Origin of the sequence: Pseudomonas sp. LS.1a, from assembly GCF_022533585.1 — a bacterium.
GTDB lineage: Bacteria > Pseudomonadota > Gammaproteobacteria > Pseudomonadales > Pseudomonadaceae > Aquipseudomonas.
Map to the genome: position 1 here is coordinate 261799 of NZ_CP092827.1, position 12837 is coordinate 274635.

Consider the following 12837-nt stretch of genomic DNA (forward strand, 5'->3'; position numbering starts at 1 on the left):
GCCGGGGCAGGGCCCTCAGGCGTTAGTCGCGCCAGTGGCGCTTGTGCTTGCGGTGGCCGTAGTGGTGGCCACGGTCCCAGTGGCGACGGTCGTCGTCATAGCCACGACGGTAGCGGCGGCCATCGTGGTAATCGTCTCTGTCGGCCTCTTTACCCATGTAGTTACCCAGTGCGCCACCGGCGCCACCGCCGGCTGCCGCGCCAATGTAGCTACCGGTAGTGCCGCCCATGGAGCGGCCGACCACGTTGCCGCCTGCGGCGCCCAATGCGCCACCGATGGCTGCCTCACCACGCTGGTGCTTGTTGGCACCGACTGCACTGCCAGCTGCGCCGCCCAGGCCAGCGCCGATCGCGCCGCCTGTGCTACCACCAATGGACTGGCCTACGACAGAGCCCAGTACCCCACCCAATGCGCCGCCAATGCCGGCCTCGGTGGTGCCGCCTGCCATGGCAACGCCGCTGAGCAAGCTGAAAGACAACAACAGTATCGAGGAGTACTTCTTCATCAAGAGAGCCTCATAGGGATGACGAGGCGAATTTGAGCCTTGCAGGCGCGCCTGGCAACGGAAATCCGACGAGTAACACGACTTGTACACAATTCTCTAACTTACTGTATTTACTATGAAACTTTATCGTTTTTTCGCTGTCTGAGCTCTTTATGACGAAGCCCTGAACCGCTATGGAACAGGGCTTTTTTGTTTTTTGCGGTAGGGCTTCCGGCCTCTTCGCGGGCACGCCCGCTCCCACAAGGTAAAGCACAGGAATCGAAACATGTGGAGTTCCTGTGGGAGCGGGCGTGCCCGCGAAGAGGCCAACACGATTCCTACAGGATACGCCCCTGGTCCCGCGCACGCTCCAGCTTGATGGCAATGAACTTCGACGTCGGCGTATGGCTGCCATCGCCAATGCTTTCCAGCGGCACCAGCGGGTTCACCTCCGGGTAGTAAGCCGCCGCCTGCCCGGCCGGGATGTCGAAGGCCAGCAGGGTAAAGCCGTGCACACGGCGCACATGCTCATCCCCCCACAACGACACGATGTCGACCTGTTGCCCCGGCTGGAAGCCCAGGCGGATGATGTCGGCTTCGTTGGCGAACAGCACCTCGCGCTGGCCGCGCACGCCGCGGTAACGGTCATCCAGGCCGTAGATGGTGGTGTTGTACTGATCGTGCGAGCGCATCGACTGCAGGATCAGGTCCGGTACCTGGCCGCTGGCGCGTACGCGCTCGTGGAGCAGCGTGTCGGGCAGCAGGTTGGCCTTGAAGTTGGCGCGGCCGGTGCTGGTCTTCCATTCGCGGCTGGCGGCGCTGTTGCCCAGGTAGAAACCGCCCGGCTCGCGCAGGCGCTGGTTGAAGCCGCTGAAGCCGGCGATGGTGTCGCCGATCAGCTCGCGAATACGGTCATAGTCCGCCACCAGCCAGTGCCAGTCCACGGGCTTCTTGCCCAGGGTGGCGGCGGCGATACCAGCGATCACCGCCGGCTCCGAGCGCATCTGCGTCGACAGCGGTTTCAGCTGGCCATTGGAGGCGTGGACCATGCTGAACGAGTCCTCTACCGTTACCGCCTGGGGCCCTTCGGCCTGCAGGTCGATGTCGGTGCGGCCCAGGCACGGCAGGATCAGTGCCTGCTTGCCGTGCACCAGGTGGCTGCGGTTGAGCTTGGTGCTGATGTGCACGGTCAGCTCGCAGTTGCGCAATGCCTGGGCGGTGCGTTCGGTGTCCGGCGTGGCCTGGGCGAAGTTGCCGCCCAGGCCGATGAACACCTTGGCCCGGCCTTCGAGCATGGCGTGGATCGCCTCGACGGTGTTGTGGCCGTTGTGCCGGGGCACGGGGAAGCCGAAGCGCTGCTCGATGGCGTCCAGCAGGGCCACCGGTGGGCGTTCGTTGATGCCCATGGTGCGGTCACCCTGCACGTTGCTGTGCCCGCGCACCGGGCACAGGCCGGCGCCTGGTACGCCGATGTTGCCGCGCAGCATCTGCAGGTTGACGATTTCCTGGATGGTCGGCACCGAATGGCGGTGCTGGGTAATGCCCATCGCCCAGCACATGATCACCCGCTTGCCGCGGCAGTACATGCGCGCGGCCAGTTCGATGTCGGCCAGTGCCAGGCCGGACTGGGCCTGGATGTGCTCCCACGGGGTGGCATCCACCACCGCCAGGTAGTCGTCGACGCCATGGCCATGTTCGGCAATGAAGGCGTGGTCGAAGACGGCCGGTTCGCCCTTGGCCTGGGCTTCGCGTTCCCATTGCAGGACGAACTTGGCCATGCCGCGCAGCATCGCCATGTCGCCGCCCAGCGCCGGGCGGAAGAATGCGGTGTTGGTCGGCCGGTCGCTGTTGGTCAGCATTTCCAGCGGGTTCTGCGGGTGCTGGAAGCGCTCCAGGCCACGTTCCTTGAGCGGGTTGATGCACACCACCTGCGCCCCGCGTTTGACCGCATCGCGCAGCGGGTCGAGCATGCGCGGGTGGTTGGTGCCGGGGTTCTGGCCCCAGACGAAAATCGCGTCGGCATGTTCGAAGTCGTCGAAGGTGACCGTGCCCTTGCCGATCCCGACGCTTTGCCCCAAGGCCACGCCACTGGCCTCGTGGCACATGTTCGAGCAGTCGGGGAAGTTGTTGGTGCCGTAGGCGCGCACGAACAACTGGTACAGGTATGCCGCTTCGTTGCTGGCACGCCCCGACGTGTAGAACTCGGCCTGGTCAGGGTTGGCCAGCTTGTTCAGCTCGCGGGCAATCAGGGCGAAAGCGGCATCCCAGCTGATCGGCTGGTAGCGATCGCTAGGCGCGTCATAGACCATCGGCTCGGTCAGGCGCCCCTGATACTCCAGCCAGTAGTCGCTCTGCTGCAGTAACGAGCTGACGCTGTAGCGGGCAAAAAAGGCAGCATCGACGCGGCGCTTGGTCGCCTCCCAGTTCACCGCCTTGGCACCGTTCTCGCAGAACTTGACCATGCCGCTTTCCGGCGAATCGCCCCAGGCGCAGCCGGGGCAGTCGAAACCGCCGTTCTGGTTGGTCTTGAGCAGGGCGCGAATGTTCTTCAGTGCGTTGTCGCTGCCGACCCAGGCCTTGGCCACGCTGCGCAGCGCGCCCCAGCCACCGGCGGGGCCGTGGTAGGGCTTGTAGCGAGGGGAGGAGGCTGGGGTGTTGTCCGGGAGGTGTTGGTACGAGGTCACGAGTGTTACGACTCCGCCGCTGGGCTGTAGACCCGCGGTGCGCTGTGCTTGGGCAGATGGATAAGGTTGAGGTTGTGCTTGCGCGCCCATTGCAGGGCAAGGCCGGTGGGCGCTGACAGGCTGACCAGGGTCTGGATACCGGCCCGCAACACTTTCTGGATCAGCTCCAGGCTGCAGCGGCTGGTGACGATGGCCAGGCCGCCCTGGCTGTCGATGCCTTGGCGCAGCAGGGCACCGATCAGCTTGTCGAGGGCGTTGTGCCGGCCGATGTCTTCGCGGCCGAGCAGCAGTTCGCCATGGCGGTCCATGAACAGCGCCGCGTGCACCGCGCCACAGTGCTGGCCGAGGGGCTGGAAGGCATCGATGCGCTCACGCAGGCCGACCAGCCATTGCGCCGGTGGCAACGGCGCGCCAGGCAGCTCGGCCAGCTCTGGCAGCGCCTGCTCCAGTGCCTCCACCCCGCACAGGCCGCAACCACTGGTGCCGGCCAGCTGGCGGCGCTGGTTTTTCAGGTTCCAGAATGCACGGCTGGAAATCTCCAGGTCGGCATACATCGCCGAGCCGCTGCCGGAGAGCTTCAGGTCGTAGATTTCCGTGGTGCCTTCGACAATGCCGCTGCCGACACTGAAGCCGACGGCGAAGTCTTCCAGGTCGGTTGGGCTGACCAGCATTACCGCCTGGTTGAGGCCGTTGTAGGCGATTGCCAGCGCCACTTCTTCGGCCAAGGGCGTACTGTCGCGTCTGGCATCGCTGAGCTGGACGTAGTCGTAGCTGTTGCTGGCGGCGGGCATGGACAAGGGCGATGAGGCCGCGCAGACCGGAGGTTTGCTGTTCATCGAGGTGGGGCTATCGGCAGCTTTCGGATAGCACAAGCCTAGGCGTGCGGGCCGACGGCGTCTAATCGCTAGGGTCTATGCCTTGATAGACCGCGTCGATGGGTCGCACGGGGCACGAGGGGAAAAGCTGGCCTAGACTGCTGTGTCCGAGGTTTCGTCAACAAGGAGAGCGCTATGAGCTTGTTCAGTTTCGTCAAGGAAGCGGGCGAGAAGTTGATCGACCTGCTGACCCCCGGCAATGCCAATGCCGAAGAGCAGCTGAAGAAACACGTGGAAAGTGTCGGCCTGGGCAATCCGAATATCACGGCCACTGTAGAGGGAGACAAGATCATCCTCAAGGGCGAGGTGGCCAGCCAGGAGGAGAAAGAGAAGATCATCCTGGCGGCGGGCAACATCGCTGGCGTGGCCAGTATCGATGACCAGATCACCGTGACCGGGCCGGTGGCCCAGGCGGCGCGGTTCGTGACGGTGGAGAAGGGCGATACGTTGAGTGCCATTTCGAAGAAGGTGTATGGCGACCCCAACAAGTACCAGAAGATCTTCGAAGCCAACAAACCGATGCTCAAGCACCCGGACAAGATCTATCCGGGGCAGGTGCTGCGTATTCCTGACTGATCTCTGCAGCCTGTACCGGCCTCTTCGCGGGCACGCCCGCTCCCACAGGGATCGCACACAGTTCAGGTCTGTGGTGATCCTGTGGGAGCGGGTTTACCCGCGAAAGGGCCTTCACAGGCCTGCCAACAATTCCCGGTAATCCTCGACCGCCGCAAACTCTTCGGTATCCCGCGGCCCTGCCTGGCTATCCGGCTGGCGCACCGCCAGCAGATGCCCCACGCCAAACCGTCTCGCACTGCGCAGGATCGCCAGGGTGTCATCGATGAACAGGCTGCGCTCCGGTTCAAAGCCAATGTCTGCCTGCAAGGCATCCCAGAACTGCGGGCTTTCCTTCGGGTAGCCATAGTCATGCGAACTGATCAGTCGCTCGAAATACGGCGCCAGCTCAACTCGCTCCAGCTTCAGCGACAGCGAATCCCGGTGCGCATTGGTGATCATCACCACGCGCTTGCCCGCGTCGCGGATCGCTGCCAGGAAGGTGTCGGCATCCGGGCGCAGGGCGATCAGGTCGGCGATTTCCTGTTTCAGCTCGCGGATCGGCAGCCGCAGCTCGCGGCTCCAGAAGTCCAGGCAATACCAGTTCAGCGTGCCGGCATTGCGTTCGAACAGCGGCTGCAGCTCCATTTCCGCCATGGCCCGGCTTACCCCGTGCAGCTCGGCATAGCGCTGGGGCAAGTGGTCCAGCCAGAAGCGGTTGTCGTAATGCAGGTCGAGCAGGGTGCCGTCCATGTCCAGCAGGACGGTATCGATGGCGGACCAGGGAAGAACAGGCATGGGAAATTCTCGATCAGTCGGCAAGCCACGGTATAGTAACCCGTTCACGCCAAGGAGCCGCCCCATGCGCCAGAAACCCACCGTCCTCAGCCGCGAAATCGTCGCCAGCAGCCGCCTGTTTCGCGTCGAAGCCGTGCAATTGCGCTTCAGCAATGGCAACGAGCGCACCTACGAGCGCCTGGTGGGCCGGGGTAATGGCTACGGCGCGGTGATGATCGTGGCCATGCTCGATGCCGAGCATGCGGTGTTGGTGGAGGAATACTGCGGCGGCACCGACGAATATGAGTTGTCGTTGCCCAAGGGCCTGATCGAGCCGGGCGAGGACGTGCTGGCGGCAGCCGACCGGGAGCTCAAGGAAGAAGCCGGTTTTGGCGCGCGCCAGCTGGAGCACCTGACCGAGCTGTCGCTGTCGCCGGGCTACATGAGCCAGAAGATCCAGGTGGTGCTGGCCAGCGACCTGTACGAGGAGCGCCTGGAAGGCGACGAGCCGGAGCCGATGCGGGTCGACAAGGTCAACCTGCGCGAACTCTCGGCCCTGGCCATGCACCCGCAGTTCACCGAGGGGCGTGCCCTGGCGGCGTTGTACCTGGCGCGTGACCTGCTGATTCAGCGGGGGCTGCTGGAAGCATGAACGACCTGCAATTGATGCACGAAGTGGTCAAGCTGGCCCGGTTGGCGGGCGAGGCGATCCTGCCGTTCTGGCGCGCCGATGTGGCCGTGACCAACAAGGCCGACGATTCGCCGGTCACCGCCGCCGACCTGGCGGCGCACCGGGTGATTGCCGATGGCCTGCTGGCGCTGGCACCGCAGATCCCGGTGTTGTCCGAAGAGGACTGCAACATTCCGCTGGCCGAGCGCCAGGGCTGGAGCCGCTGGTGGCTGGTCGATCCACTGGACGGCACCAAGGAATTCATTGCCGGCAGTGAGGAGTTCACGGTCAACATCGCCCTGGTCGAAAATGGCGAGGTGGTGTTTGGCGTAGTATCCATGCCGACCAACGGGCGCTGCTACTTTGGTGGTCGCGGTTTGGGGGCCTGGCGTGCGGAGGCCGGTGAAGCAGCCCAACCGATCCAGGTACGTAACGCGCCGCCTACGGGGGGGCGCTTTACCGTGGTTGCCAGCCGTCGGCATTCCAGCCCGGAACAGGAAGCACTGTTGGCGGGGCTGGGGACGGCGGTGGGGGAGCTGGAACTGGCCAATATCGGCAGTTCGTTGAAGTTCTGCCTGTTGGCCGAGGGTAGCGCCGATTGCTATCCGCGCCTGGCCCCGACCTCGCAGTGGGACACTGCGGCGGCGCAGGGGGTGGTGGAAGGAGCAGGTGGCGAAGTGATCGGGCTGGATGGCTTGCCGTTCCGGTACCCTGCGCGGGAGTCGTTGCTCAACCCGCATTTCCTGGCGTTGCCGGCCAATGCTGCCTGGCGTCAAGCCTTCCTGAACCTGATCTGACGATTCCACAGGTGCAGCAATTCTTCGTAGCTACGCGGAACCTGTGGGAGCGGGCGCGTCGAGGCGTCGAACCGCCGCGAACACCGGCGGAGCCGGTGCCATACACCGCGGTGTCTGCTTCGCGGGCGCGCCCGCTCCCACAGGGATCACGACAGCCTTCCAGTTTCAGCGGTGCAGGACGTACTGGCCGCTGAATTTCACCGCAGGCTCGTCGCTTCCGGCATTGCTAACAGTGGTCTCCAGCGTCAACCGTGCCCGCCCGCGGCGCTGGTACAGGGTCAAGAATCGCTCCCAGGTCTTCTCATCCGGGGCCGCACAACGCGCCACCGCCGCTCCGGTAACCGGCAGCGGGTAGCTGATCTGCCCTTCCTGGATGACGATATGCCCGTCATCGACACCCGATTCGCGCAGGCGCAGGTGCAGCCAGCCCCACCCCACCAGCACCGCGGCGCAGTACAGGCTACCGCCGAACATGGTGCTCTTGTGGTTGACGTTGGCCGCCAGCGGCAATTGCAGGCGCAGGGTGTGCTGCTGCCAATCGAGCACTTCCAGGCCCATTTCGCGGGTCAGGGGGATGTCGCCGTGCAGGATGGACTGCAGGTACTGGCTATCGCTGTTCATTGACGGTTGTCCTCTTGATCGTCATGCCCGCCGCTACCACCGTCGAAGCTCAAGCCGTGCTTGCGCAGCTTGTCGTGCAGGGTCTTGCGGGGGATACCCAGGGCCTCGGCCAGGCTGCGCATGGAGCTGTGTGGCTGGGCCAGTTCGGCAGCGATCAGCGAGCGTTCGAACTGCTCGACCTGTTCGCTGAGGTTGCCGCTCGGCATCGGTGCCGAAGGCATTGCCGCAGCTGGTGCCTGGCCGTCCAGGGCCAGTTCCAGGCCCAGGGCGAAACGCTCGGCGGCGTTCTGCAACTCGCGCACGTTGCCGGGCCAGTCGTGGCGCAGCAGCAGGGCGCGCTGGGGCGGCTGCAGGGTGTGCGGCGGCAGGCCGTGGCGCTGGCTGGCGGCGTCGGCGAAGTGCTGGAACAGCACCAGGATGTCATCGCCGCGTTCGCGCAGCGGTGGTATACGCAGCGGCGCCACGTTCAGGCGGTAATACAGGTCGGCGCGGAAGCGCCCCTGGTCGGCAGACTGGCGCAGGTCCTCCTTGGTCGCTGCGATGATGCGGATGTCCAACGGGATCAGCTGGTTGCCGCCCAGGCGCTCGACCACCCGTTCCTGCAGCATGCGCAGCAGTTTCACCTGCACATCCAGGCTCATGCTCTCGATTTCGTCGAGGAACAGCGTGCCGCCGTTGGCGAACTCGAACTTGCCGATGCGGCGTTTCTGCGCGCCGGTGAACGCACCGGGCTCATGCCCGAACAGCTCGCTTTCGACCACCGACTCGGCCAGTGCGCCAGCGTTGATCGCCACGAACGGCCCGTCGCGGCGGCTGGACAGGTCGTGCAGGGCGCGGGCCACCACTTCTTTGCCGGCACCGGTCTCACCCAGGATCAGCACATCGGCGCGGGTGCCGGCCAGGGCGCCGATCTGCTCGCGCAGGCGCTGCATGGCCGGCGACTGGCCCACCAGGCGGGTGGCCAGTTGCTGGCGGTCGCTAAGGGCCAGGCGCAAGCTGCGGTTGTCCAGCACCAGGCGGCGCAGCGCCAGGGCACGGCGCACACTGTCGAGCAGGGCGTCGCTGGCAAAGGGTTTTTCCAGGAAGTCATAGGCGCCGGCGCGCATCGCCTGCACCGCCAGCGGCACATCACCGTGGCCAGTGATCAGCAACACCGGCAGCTCGTTGTCACGACCGTGCAGTTGTTCCAGCAGCTGCAGGCCATCGATGCCCGGCATGCGGATGTCGCTGACCACCACGCCGGGCCAGTCGGCCTCGATGCGGTCTGCCAGGCCCTGGGCATCAGCCAGGGCGACCACCTTGAGCCCGGCCAGGTCCAGGGTCTGGCTCAGGGCCTGGCGCAGGTGGGGGTCGTCGTCGACCAGGATGACCTGGGCTCGGCTGTCGATCAGTGTCTCGGTGGTCATGCCGAGGGGTCCTCCGAATTGGGCAAAGTAGCGCCAGGCGCGGCCACACGCAGCTGCAGGGTCAGCAGTGCGCCACCTTCCGGGTGGTTGGCCAGCAGCAGTTCACCGCCCAGGGCGCGCATCAGGCTTTCGCAGATGGCCAGGCCCAGGCCCAGGCCCTGGGTGCGGGTCTTGGTGGTGAAGAACGGCTCCTTGGCGTGCTCCAGGGCCTGGCGGCTGAAGCCGGGGCCGTTGTCGCGAATGTACAGGTAGACGCAGTCATCGCGCTGCTCGGCACTTAGCCACAGGCGGCGCGGGTTGGCCTTTTCGGTCAGGGCGTCGAGGGCATTGGCCAGCAGGTTGCCGAGCACCTGGCGCAGACGGGTCTCGCCGGCCTGTACCCACAAGGTGGCTTCCGGCAGGTCGCGGATCAGCTCGACGGCCATTGCCCGGCGGCGCTTGGCCAGCAGCGCCAGGGCGTCGTCCAGGGCCGGCTGCAGGGCCACGCTCTCCGGGGCGTGGCGGTCACGGCGGGCGAAGGCGCGCAGGTGGGCGATGATCGAGGCCATGCGCCCGGTCAGCTCGCCGATCAGCTTGAGGTTGCCGCGGGCGTCTTCGATACGCTGGTGGTCAAGCAGGATCTCGGCGTTTTCCGCATAGCTGCGGATGGCGGCCAGCGGCTGGTTGAGCTCGTGGCTGATGCTGGCCGACATGGTGCCAAGCACTGATAGCTTGCCGGCCTGCACCAGCTCATCCTGGGCGCGTACGGCCTCCTGTTGGGCGTTCTCGCGCTCCAGCACGGCGCTCTTGAGCCGGGTGTTGAGGCCTTCGAGGTCGGCGGTGCGCTCGGCCACGCGTTTTTCCAGTTCCTGGCGGCCACGGGCCTCGAAGTCGATGCGGTCGATATAGTGACGGCGCCGCTGCATCACCAGGCCGGCCAGCAGCATCAGCACCAGCAGGGTGGCAGCGCCGATGGCCATCACGGTTTGCACCGAACGGTCGACCAGCGTGCGCGGGGCGAGGATGCTGACCTGCCAGCCGGTTTCCTTGATGTCGCGGGTCTGGCTGATCCAGGCGTCCGGGCTGAGCACCAGCGGTTGCGGGGCCTGGGTCGGGTAGGGCTGGATGGCGATGATGGCCTGGCGCTCGGCATCGGTCAGAGCGCGGGTCGCGCGGAAGCGCCAGTCGGGCCGCGAGGTCAGGATGACCACGCCATTGTGGTCGGTCAGCAACAGCTGCTCGGGGGTGCGGCCCCACAGGGTTTCGGTGTGGTCGAGGTCGACCTTGACCACCAGTACGCCAACGATGCGTTCACGGTCATGCACGGCGGCGGCAAAGAAGTAGCCGCGCTTGGCCGATGTGGTGCCCTGGCCGAAGAAGCGCCCCAGGCGGCCGGCCATGGCTTCGTTGAAGTAAGGGCGGAAAGCGAAGTTGCGGCCGACGAAGCTGTCGCGTTTGTCCCAGTTGGAGGCGGCCAGGGTGTTGCCGTTGACGTCCATCAGGTACATCACCTCGGCGCCGGTCTGCTGGACGATGTCCTTGAGCAGGCGGTTGGCGTTGGTCACCGCTTCCAGGCGCAACGGGTCGGCCAGTACCCCGCGCAGCGCCGGCAGGTCGCCGAGTATCTGCGGCAAGGTTTCGTAGCGGTGCAGGGTACCGAGCAGGTTGGCGACGTACAGGTCGAGGGTCTGGCGGTTCTGCGAGGCCAGTTCTTCCTGGTAGTAACGTTCGGCCAGGTGATGCAGGGGCCACAGTAATGGGGCCAGGCACAGGGCCAACAGGGCCAGGCTGCGCCAGCGGGGACGGCGTGGGGGCGTGGGTTTTGCAATCATCACGTAAAGGCGCCAGATAAGTCTGACGCAATTATGCGCTAGTTAAGGCAGCAGTTCCGCCTCTGCCAACGGCAGGCCGCGTTTGTCCTTGTCCGACAGCACCGGTGGTTGCTGCAGCCGCCAGTCGATGGCCAGGGTCGGGTCATCCCAGCGGATGCAGCGGTCGGCGCCCGGGTTGAAGTAGTCGGTGGTCTTGTAGAGGAACTCGGCCGACTCGCTCATCACCGCAAAACCATGGGCGAAGCCGGGTGGAATCCACAGCTGGCGATGGTTGTCGGCCGACAGCTGCACCGCGACCCATTGGCCGAAGGTTGGCGAGCTCTTGCGTACGTCTACCGCAATATCACGGATTTCCCCCTGCACCACGCGCACCAGCTTGCCTTGGGTGTTTTCCACCTGGTAGTGCAGCCCACGCAGTACGCCCTTGATGGAGCGCGAGTGGTTGTCCTGGACGAACTCGACATTCACGCCGGTTTGCCGGGCGAACTCACGGGCGTTGAATGCCTCGAAGAAAAAACCACGGCTGTCACCGAAAACCTTCGGCTCGATGATCAGTACTTCAGGGATTGCGGTAGGGATGATGTTCATGGTGGTTCGCTGGCCCGTTTTGCCCACGTATTGACCCTAGCCGGTCTCGCCGGTTTTTTCCGCCTTGCGCTACAACGGGGTTAACAAGGTCTGGCTAAGGTAGATGTCATACCGTTTTGCTCCCCGCTCAAGGCTGTATTTGTACCGATTGTTATCGGTTTAAGTGCGTGAGTGATTGATGGATTTCCCGATTACCGGGCTTCAAATATCGATATATATCGGTTATAAATTGGCAAACGCCCCAGCACAGTCCGGCTCAGGGCCATCACAGAGGTCAACCATGAAAACCCTCAACTCCACTCCCCGTGCCGATGGTTTCCACATGCCCGCCGAGTGGGCCCCGCAAACCCAGGTGTGGATGGTCTGGCCGGAGCGCCCGGACAACTGGCGCCTGGGCGGCAAGCCGGCGCAGGCTGCCCATGTGACCCTGGCCAAGGCCATTGCCCGCTTCGAGCCGGTAACCGTCGCGGTTTCTGCTGGCCAGTACGAAAATGCCCGTCGTCAGCTCGACCAGCCGAACATCCGCGTGGTCGAGATCAGCAATGACGACGCCTGGGTGCGTGACACCGGCCCGACCTTCGTCATCAACGACCAGGGTGAAGTGCGCGGCGTGGACTGGGGCTTCAATGCCTGGGGCGGCTTCGATGGCGGCCTGTACGCACCGTGGAACCGTGACGAGGAGCTGGCGGCCAAGGTCCTGGAAATGGAGCGCTGCCAGCGCTACCACACCGAAGGCTTCGTACTCGAAGGCGGCTCGATCCACGTGGACGGCGAAGGTACCGTGATCACCACCGAAGAATGCCTGCTCAACCGCAACCGCAACCCGCACCTGAACCGCGAGCAGATTGAAGCGGTGCTGCGCGACCATCTGGCGGTGGATACCGTGGTCTGGCTGCCGGATGGCCTGTACAACGACGAGACCGACGGCCACGTCGACAACTTCTGCTGTTACGTGCGCCCGGGCGAAGTGTTACTGGCCTGGACCGATGATTCCAACGACCCCAACTATGCACGTTGCCACGCCGCCATGGAGGTGTTGAAGAACACCCGCGATGCCAAGGGCCGTGAGTTTATCGTGCACAAGATGCCGATCCCGGGCCCGCTGTTTGCCACCGCCGAAGAGTGTGCCGGTGTCGACCAGGTAGTCGGCAGCCAGGAGCGTGACCCATCGGTGCGCCTGGCCGGCTCTTACGTCAACTTCCTCATCGTCAATGGCGGCATCATCGCGCCGAGCTTCGACGACCCGGCAGACGCTGAGGCCAGAGCGATTCTGGCGAAGGTTTTCCCCAACCATGAGGTAGTGATGATTCCAGGCCGTGAACTGTTGTTGGGCGGTGGCAACATCCACTGCCTGACCCAGCAGCAGCCTGCGCCGGTAAGGCGTTGAGCGCACGCTGAATGAAGGGGCCCGTCACATGACGGGCCTTTTTTTGTTTCCGGGGGCCGTCCGGAGGCCTGTGCTGGCATATGTTTTGTATTGTTTTCAGTTAGATAGCTCGGCCAGGCCGCGCTCTCGGATCTGTAACAACACTTACGTAAATTAGCCACTCACGGGCCAGGGAGTACGTGTAG

At 64.7% G+C, this 12837-nt stretch carries 12 protein-coding genes; 4 read left to right on the plus strand and 8 right to left on the minus strand.

Annotated elements, in window-relative coordinates; genetic code table 11:
- Positions 1–22 precede the first annotated feature (22 nt).
- The 3 genes from MKK04_RS01120 to fdhD all read right to left on the minus strand — a co-directional run bounded on the left by MKK04_RS01120 (position 23) and on the right by fdhD (position 4004).
- Entirely contained in the window at positions 23–505 is a 483-nt protein-coding gene (locus MKK04_RS01120; protein WP_063914464.1) for a glycine zipper domain-containing protein, read from the minus strand.
- A gap of 317 nt (positions 506–822) precedes the next feature.
- Positions 823–3168, minus strand: a complete 2346-nt coding sequence (locus MKK04_RS01125; RefSeq protein ID WP_207833134.1) for an FdhF/YdeP family oxidoreductase — start codon at positions 3166–3168, stop codon at positions 823–825.
- 5 nt (positions 3169–3173) lie between these two features.
- Complete coding sequence (fdhD, locus tag MKK04_RS01130; RefSeq protein WP_207833136.1) at positions 3174–4004, minus strand: formate dehydrogenase accessory sulfurtransferase FdhD; 831 nt, start codon at positions 4002–4004, stop codon at positions 3174–3176.
- A gap of 174 nt (positions 4005–4178) precedes the next feature.
- Between fdhD and lysM the strand changes: the two genes are divergently transcribed.
- Positions 4179–4619, plus strand: a complete 441-nt coding sequence (gene lysM / locus MKK04_RS01135; RefSeq protein ID WP_207833138.1) for a peptidoglycan-binding protein LysM — start codon at positions 4179–4181, stop codon at positions 4617–4619.
- Between the two features lie 111 nt (positions 4620–4730).
- Here lysM and yrfG read toward each other — a convergent pair whose 3' ends face one another.
- Positions 4731–5393: a GMP/IMP nucleotidase gene (gene yrfG, locus MKK04_RS01140; RefSeq protein WP_063914468.1), complete on the minus strand. Its 663-nt coding sequence runs from the start codon at positions 5391–5393 to the stop codon at positions 4731–4733.
- A gap of 64 nt (positions 5394–5457) precedes the next feature.
- Between yrfG and nudE the strand changes: the two genes are divergently transcribed.
- Together nudE and cysQ are read left to right on the plus strand one after the other, a co-directional pair.
- Positions 5458–6024 (plus strand): ADP compounds hydrolase NudE, encoded by a 567-nt coding sequence (nudE, locus tag MKK04_RS01145; protein ID WP_015268611.1) that lies wholly within the window; start codon positions 5458–5460, stop codon positions 6022–6024.
- On the plus strand, positions 6021–6839 hold the full coding sequence (cysQ, locus tag MKK04_RS01150; RefSeq protein WP_233694738.1) for a 3'(2'),5'-bisphosphate nucleotidase CysQ: 819 nt from the start codon (positions 6021–6023) through the stop codon (positions 6837–6839). Before nudE ends, cysQ begins: the two co-directional genes overlap by 4 nt.
- Positions 6840–7004: 165 nt before the next feature.
- Here cysQ and MKK04_RS01155 read toward each other — a convergent pair whose 3' ends face one another.
- From MKK04_RS01155 to rfbC, 4 genes are read right to left on the minus strand one after another with little or no spacing between them, the layout of a single operon-like run.
- Positions 7005–7460 carry a thioesterase domain-containing protein gene (locus MKK04_RS01155; RefSeq protein WP_207833142.1) on the minus strand — a complete coding sequence of 152 codons (456 nt, stop codon included), beginning with the start codon at positions 7458–7460 and terminating at the stop codon, positions 7005–7007.
- The gene (locus tag MKK04_RS01160; RefSeq protein ID WP_207833144.1) at positions 7457–8866 is read right to left on the minus strand and encodes a sigma-54-dependent transcriptional regulator; all 1410 of its coding nucleotides are present in this window, start codon (positions 8864–8866) and stop codon (positions 7457–7459) included. The genes MKK04_RS01155 and MKK04_RS01160 overlap by 4 nt, the downstream gene beginning before the upstream one ends.
- Positions 8863–10677, minus strand: coding sequence for a sensor histidine kinase (locus tag MKK04_RS01165; RefSeq protein WP_063914472.1), 1815 nt, complete (start codon positions 10675–10677; stop codon positions 8863–8865). Before MKK04_RS01165 ends, MKK04_RS01160 begins: the two co-directional genes overlap by 4 nt.
- A gap of 42 nt (positions 10678–10719) precedes the next feature.
- Positions 10720–11265 carry a dTDP-4-dehydrorhamnose 3,5-epimerase gene (gene rfbC / locus MKK04_RS01170; RefSeq protein WP_241106163.1) on the minus strand — a complete coding sequence of 182 codons (546 nt, stop codon included), beginning with the start codon at positions 11263–11265 and terminating at the stop codon, positions 10720–10722.
- 280 nt (positions 11266–11545) lie between these two features.
- On the opposite strand from rfbC, the gene aguA reads away from it, so the two are divergent.
- On the plus strand, positions 11546–12652 hold the full coding sequence (gene aguA / locus MKK04_RS01175; protein ID WP_241106164.1) for an agmatine deiminase: 1107 nt from the start codon (positions 11546–11548) through the stop codon (positions 12650–12652).
- Positions 12653–12837 lie beyond the last annotated feature (185 nt).

Excerpts from the sequence above, each read along its gene's own strand:
- MKK04_RS01120 (WP_063914464.1), bottom strand. The coding sequence starts at position 505 with ATGAAGAAGTACTCCTCGATACTGTTGTTGTCTTTCAGCTTGCTCAGC.
- fdhD (WP_207833136.1), bottom strand. The coding sequence starts at position 4,004 with ATGAACAGCAAACCTCCGGTCTGCGCGGCCTCATCGCCCTTGTCCATG.
- lysM (WP_207833138.1), top strand. The coding sequence starts at position 4,179 with ATGAGCTTGTTCAGTTTCGTCAAGGAAGCGGGCGAGAAGTTGATCGAC.
- yrfG (WP_063914468.1), bottom strand. The coding sequence starts at position 5,393 with ATGCCTGTTCTTCCCTGGTCCGCCATCGATACCGTCCTGCTGGACATG.
- nudE (WP_015268611.1), top strand. The coding sequence starts at position 5,458 with ATGCGCCAGAAACCCACCGTCCTCAGCCGCGAAATCGTCGCCAGCAGC.
- cysQ (WP_233694738.1), top strand. The coding sequence starts at position 6,021 with ATGAACGACCTGCAATTGATGCACGAAGTGGTCAAGCTGGCCCGGTTG.
- MKK04_RS01155 (WP_207833142.1), bottom strand. The coding sequence starts at position 7,460 with ATGAACAGCGATAGCCAGTACCTGCAGTCCATCCTGCACGGCGACATC.
- MKK04_RS01160 (WP_207833144.1), bottom strand. The coding sequence starts at position 8,866 with ATGACCACCGAGACACTGATCGACAGCCGAGCCCAGGTCATCCTGGTC.
- MKK04_RS01165 (WP_063914472.1), bottom strand. The coding sequence starts at position 10,677 with ATGATTGCAAAACCCACGCCCCCACGCCGTCCCCGCTGGCGCAGCCTG.
- rfbC (WP_241106163.1), bottom strand. The coding sequence starts at position 11,265 with ATGAACATCATCCCTACCGCAATCCCTGAAGTACTGATCATCGAGCCG.
- aguA (WP_241106164.1), top strand. The coding sequence starts at position 11,546 with ATGAAAACCCTCAACTCCACTCCCCGTGCCGATGGTTTCCACATGCCC.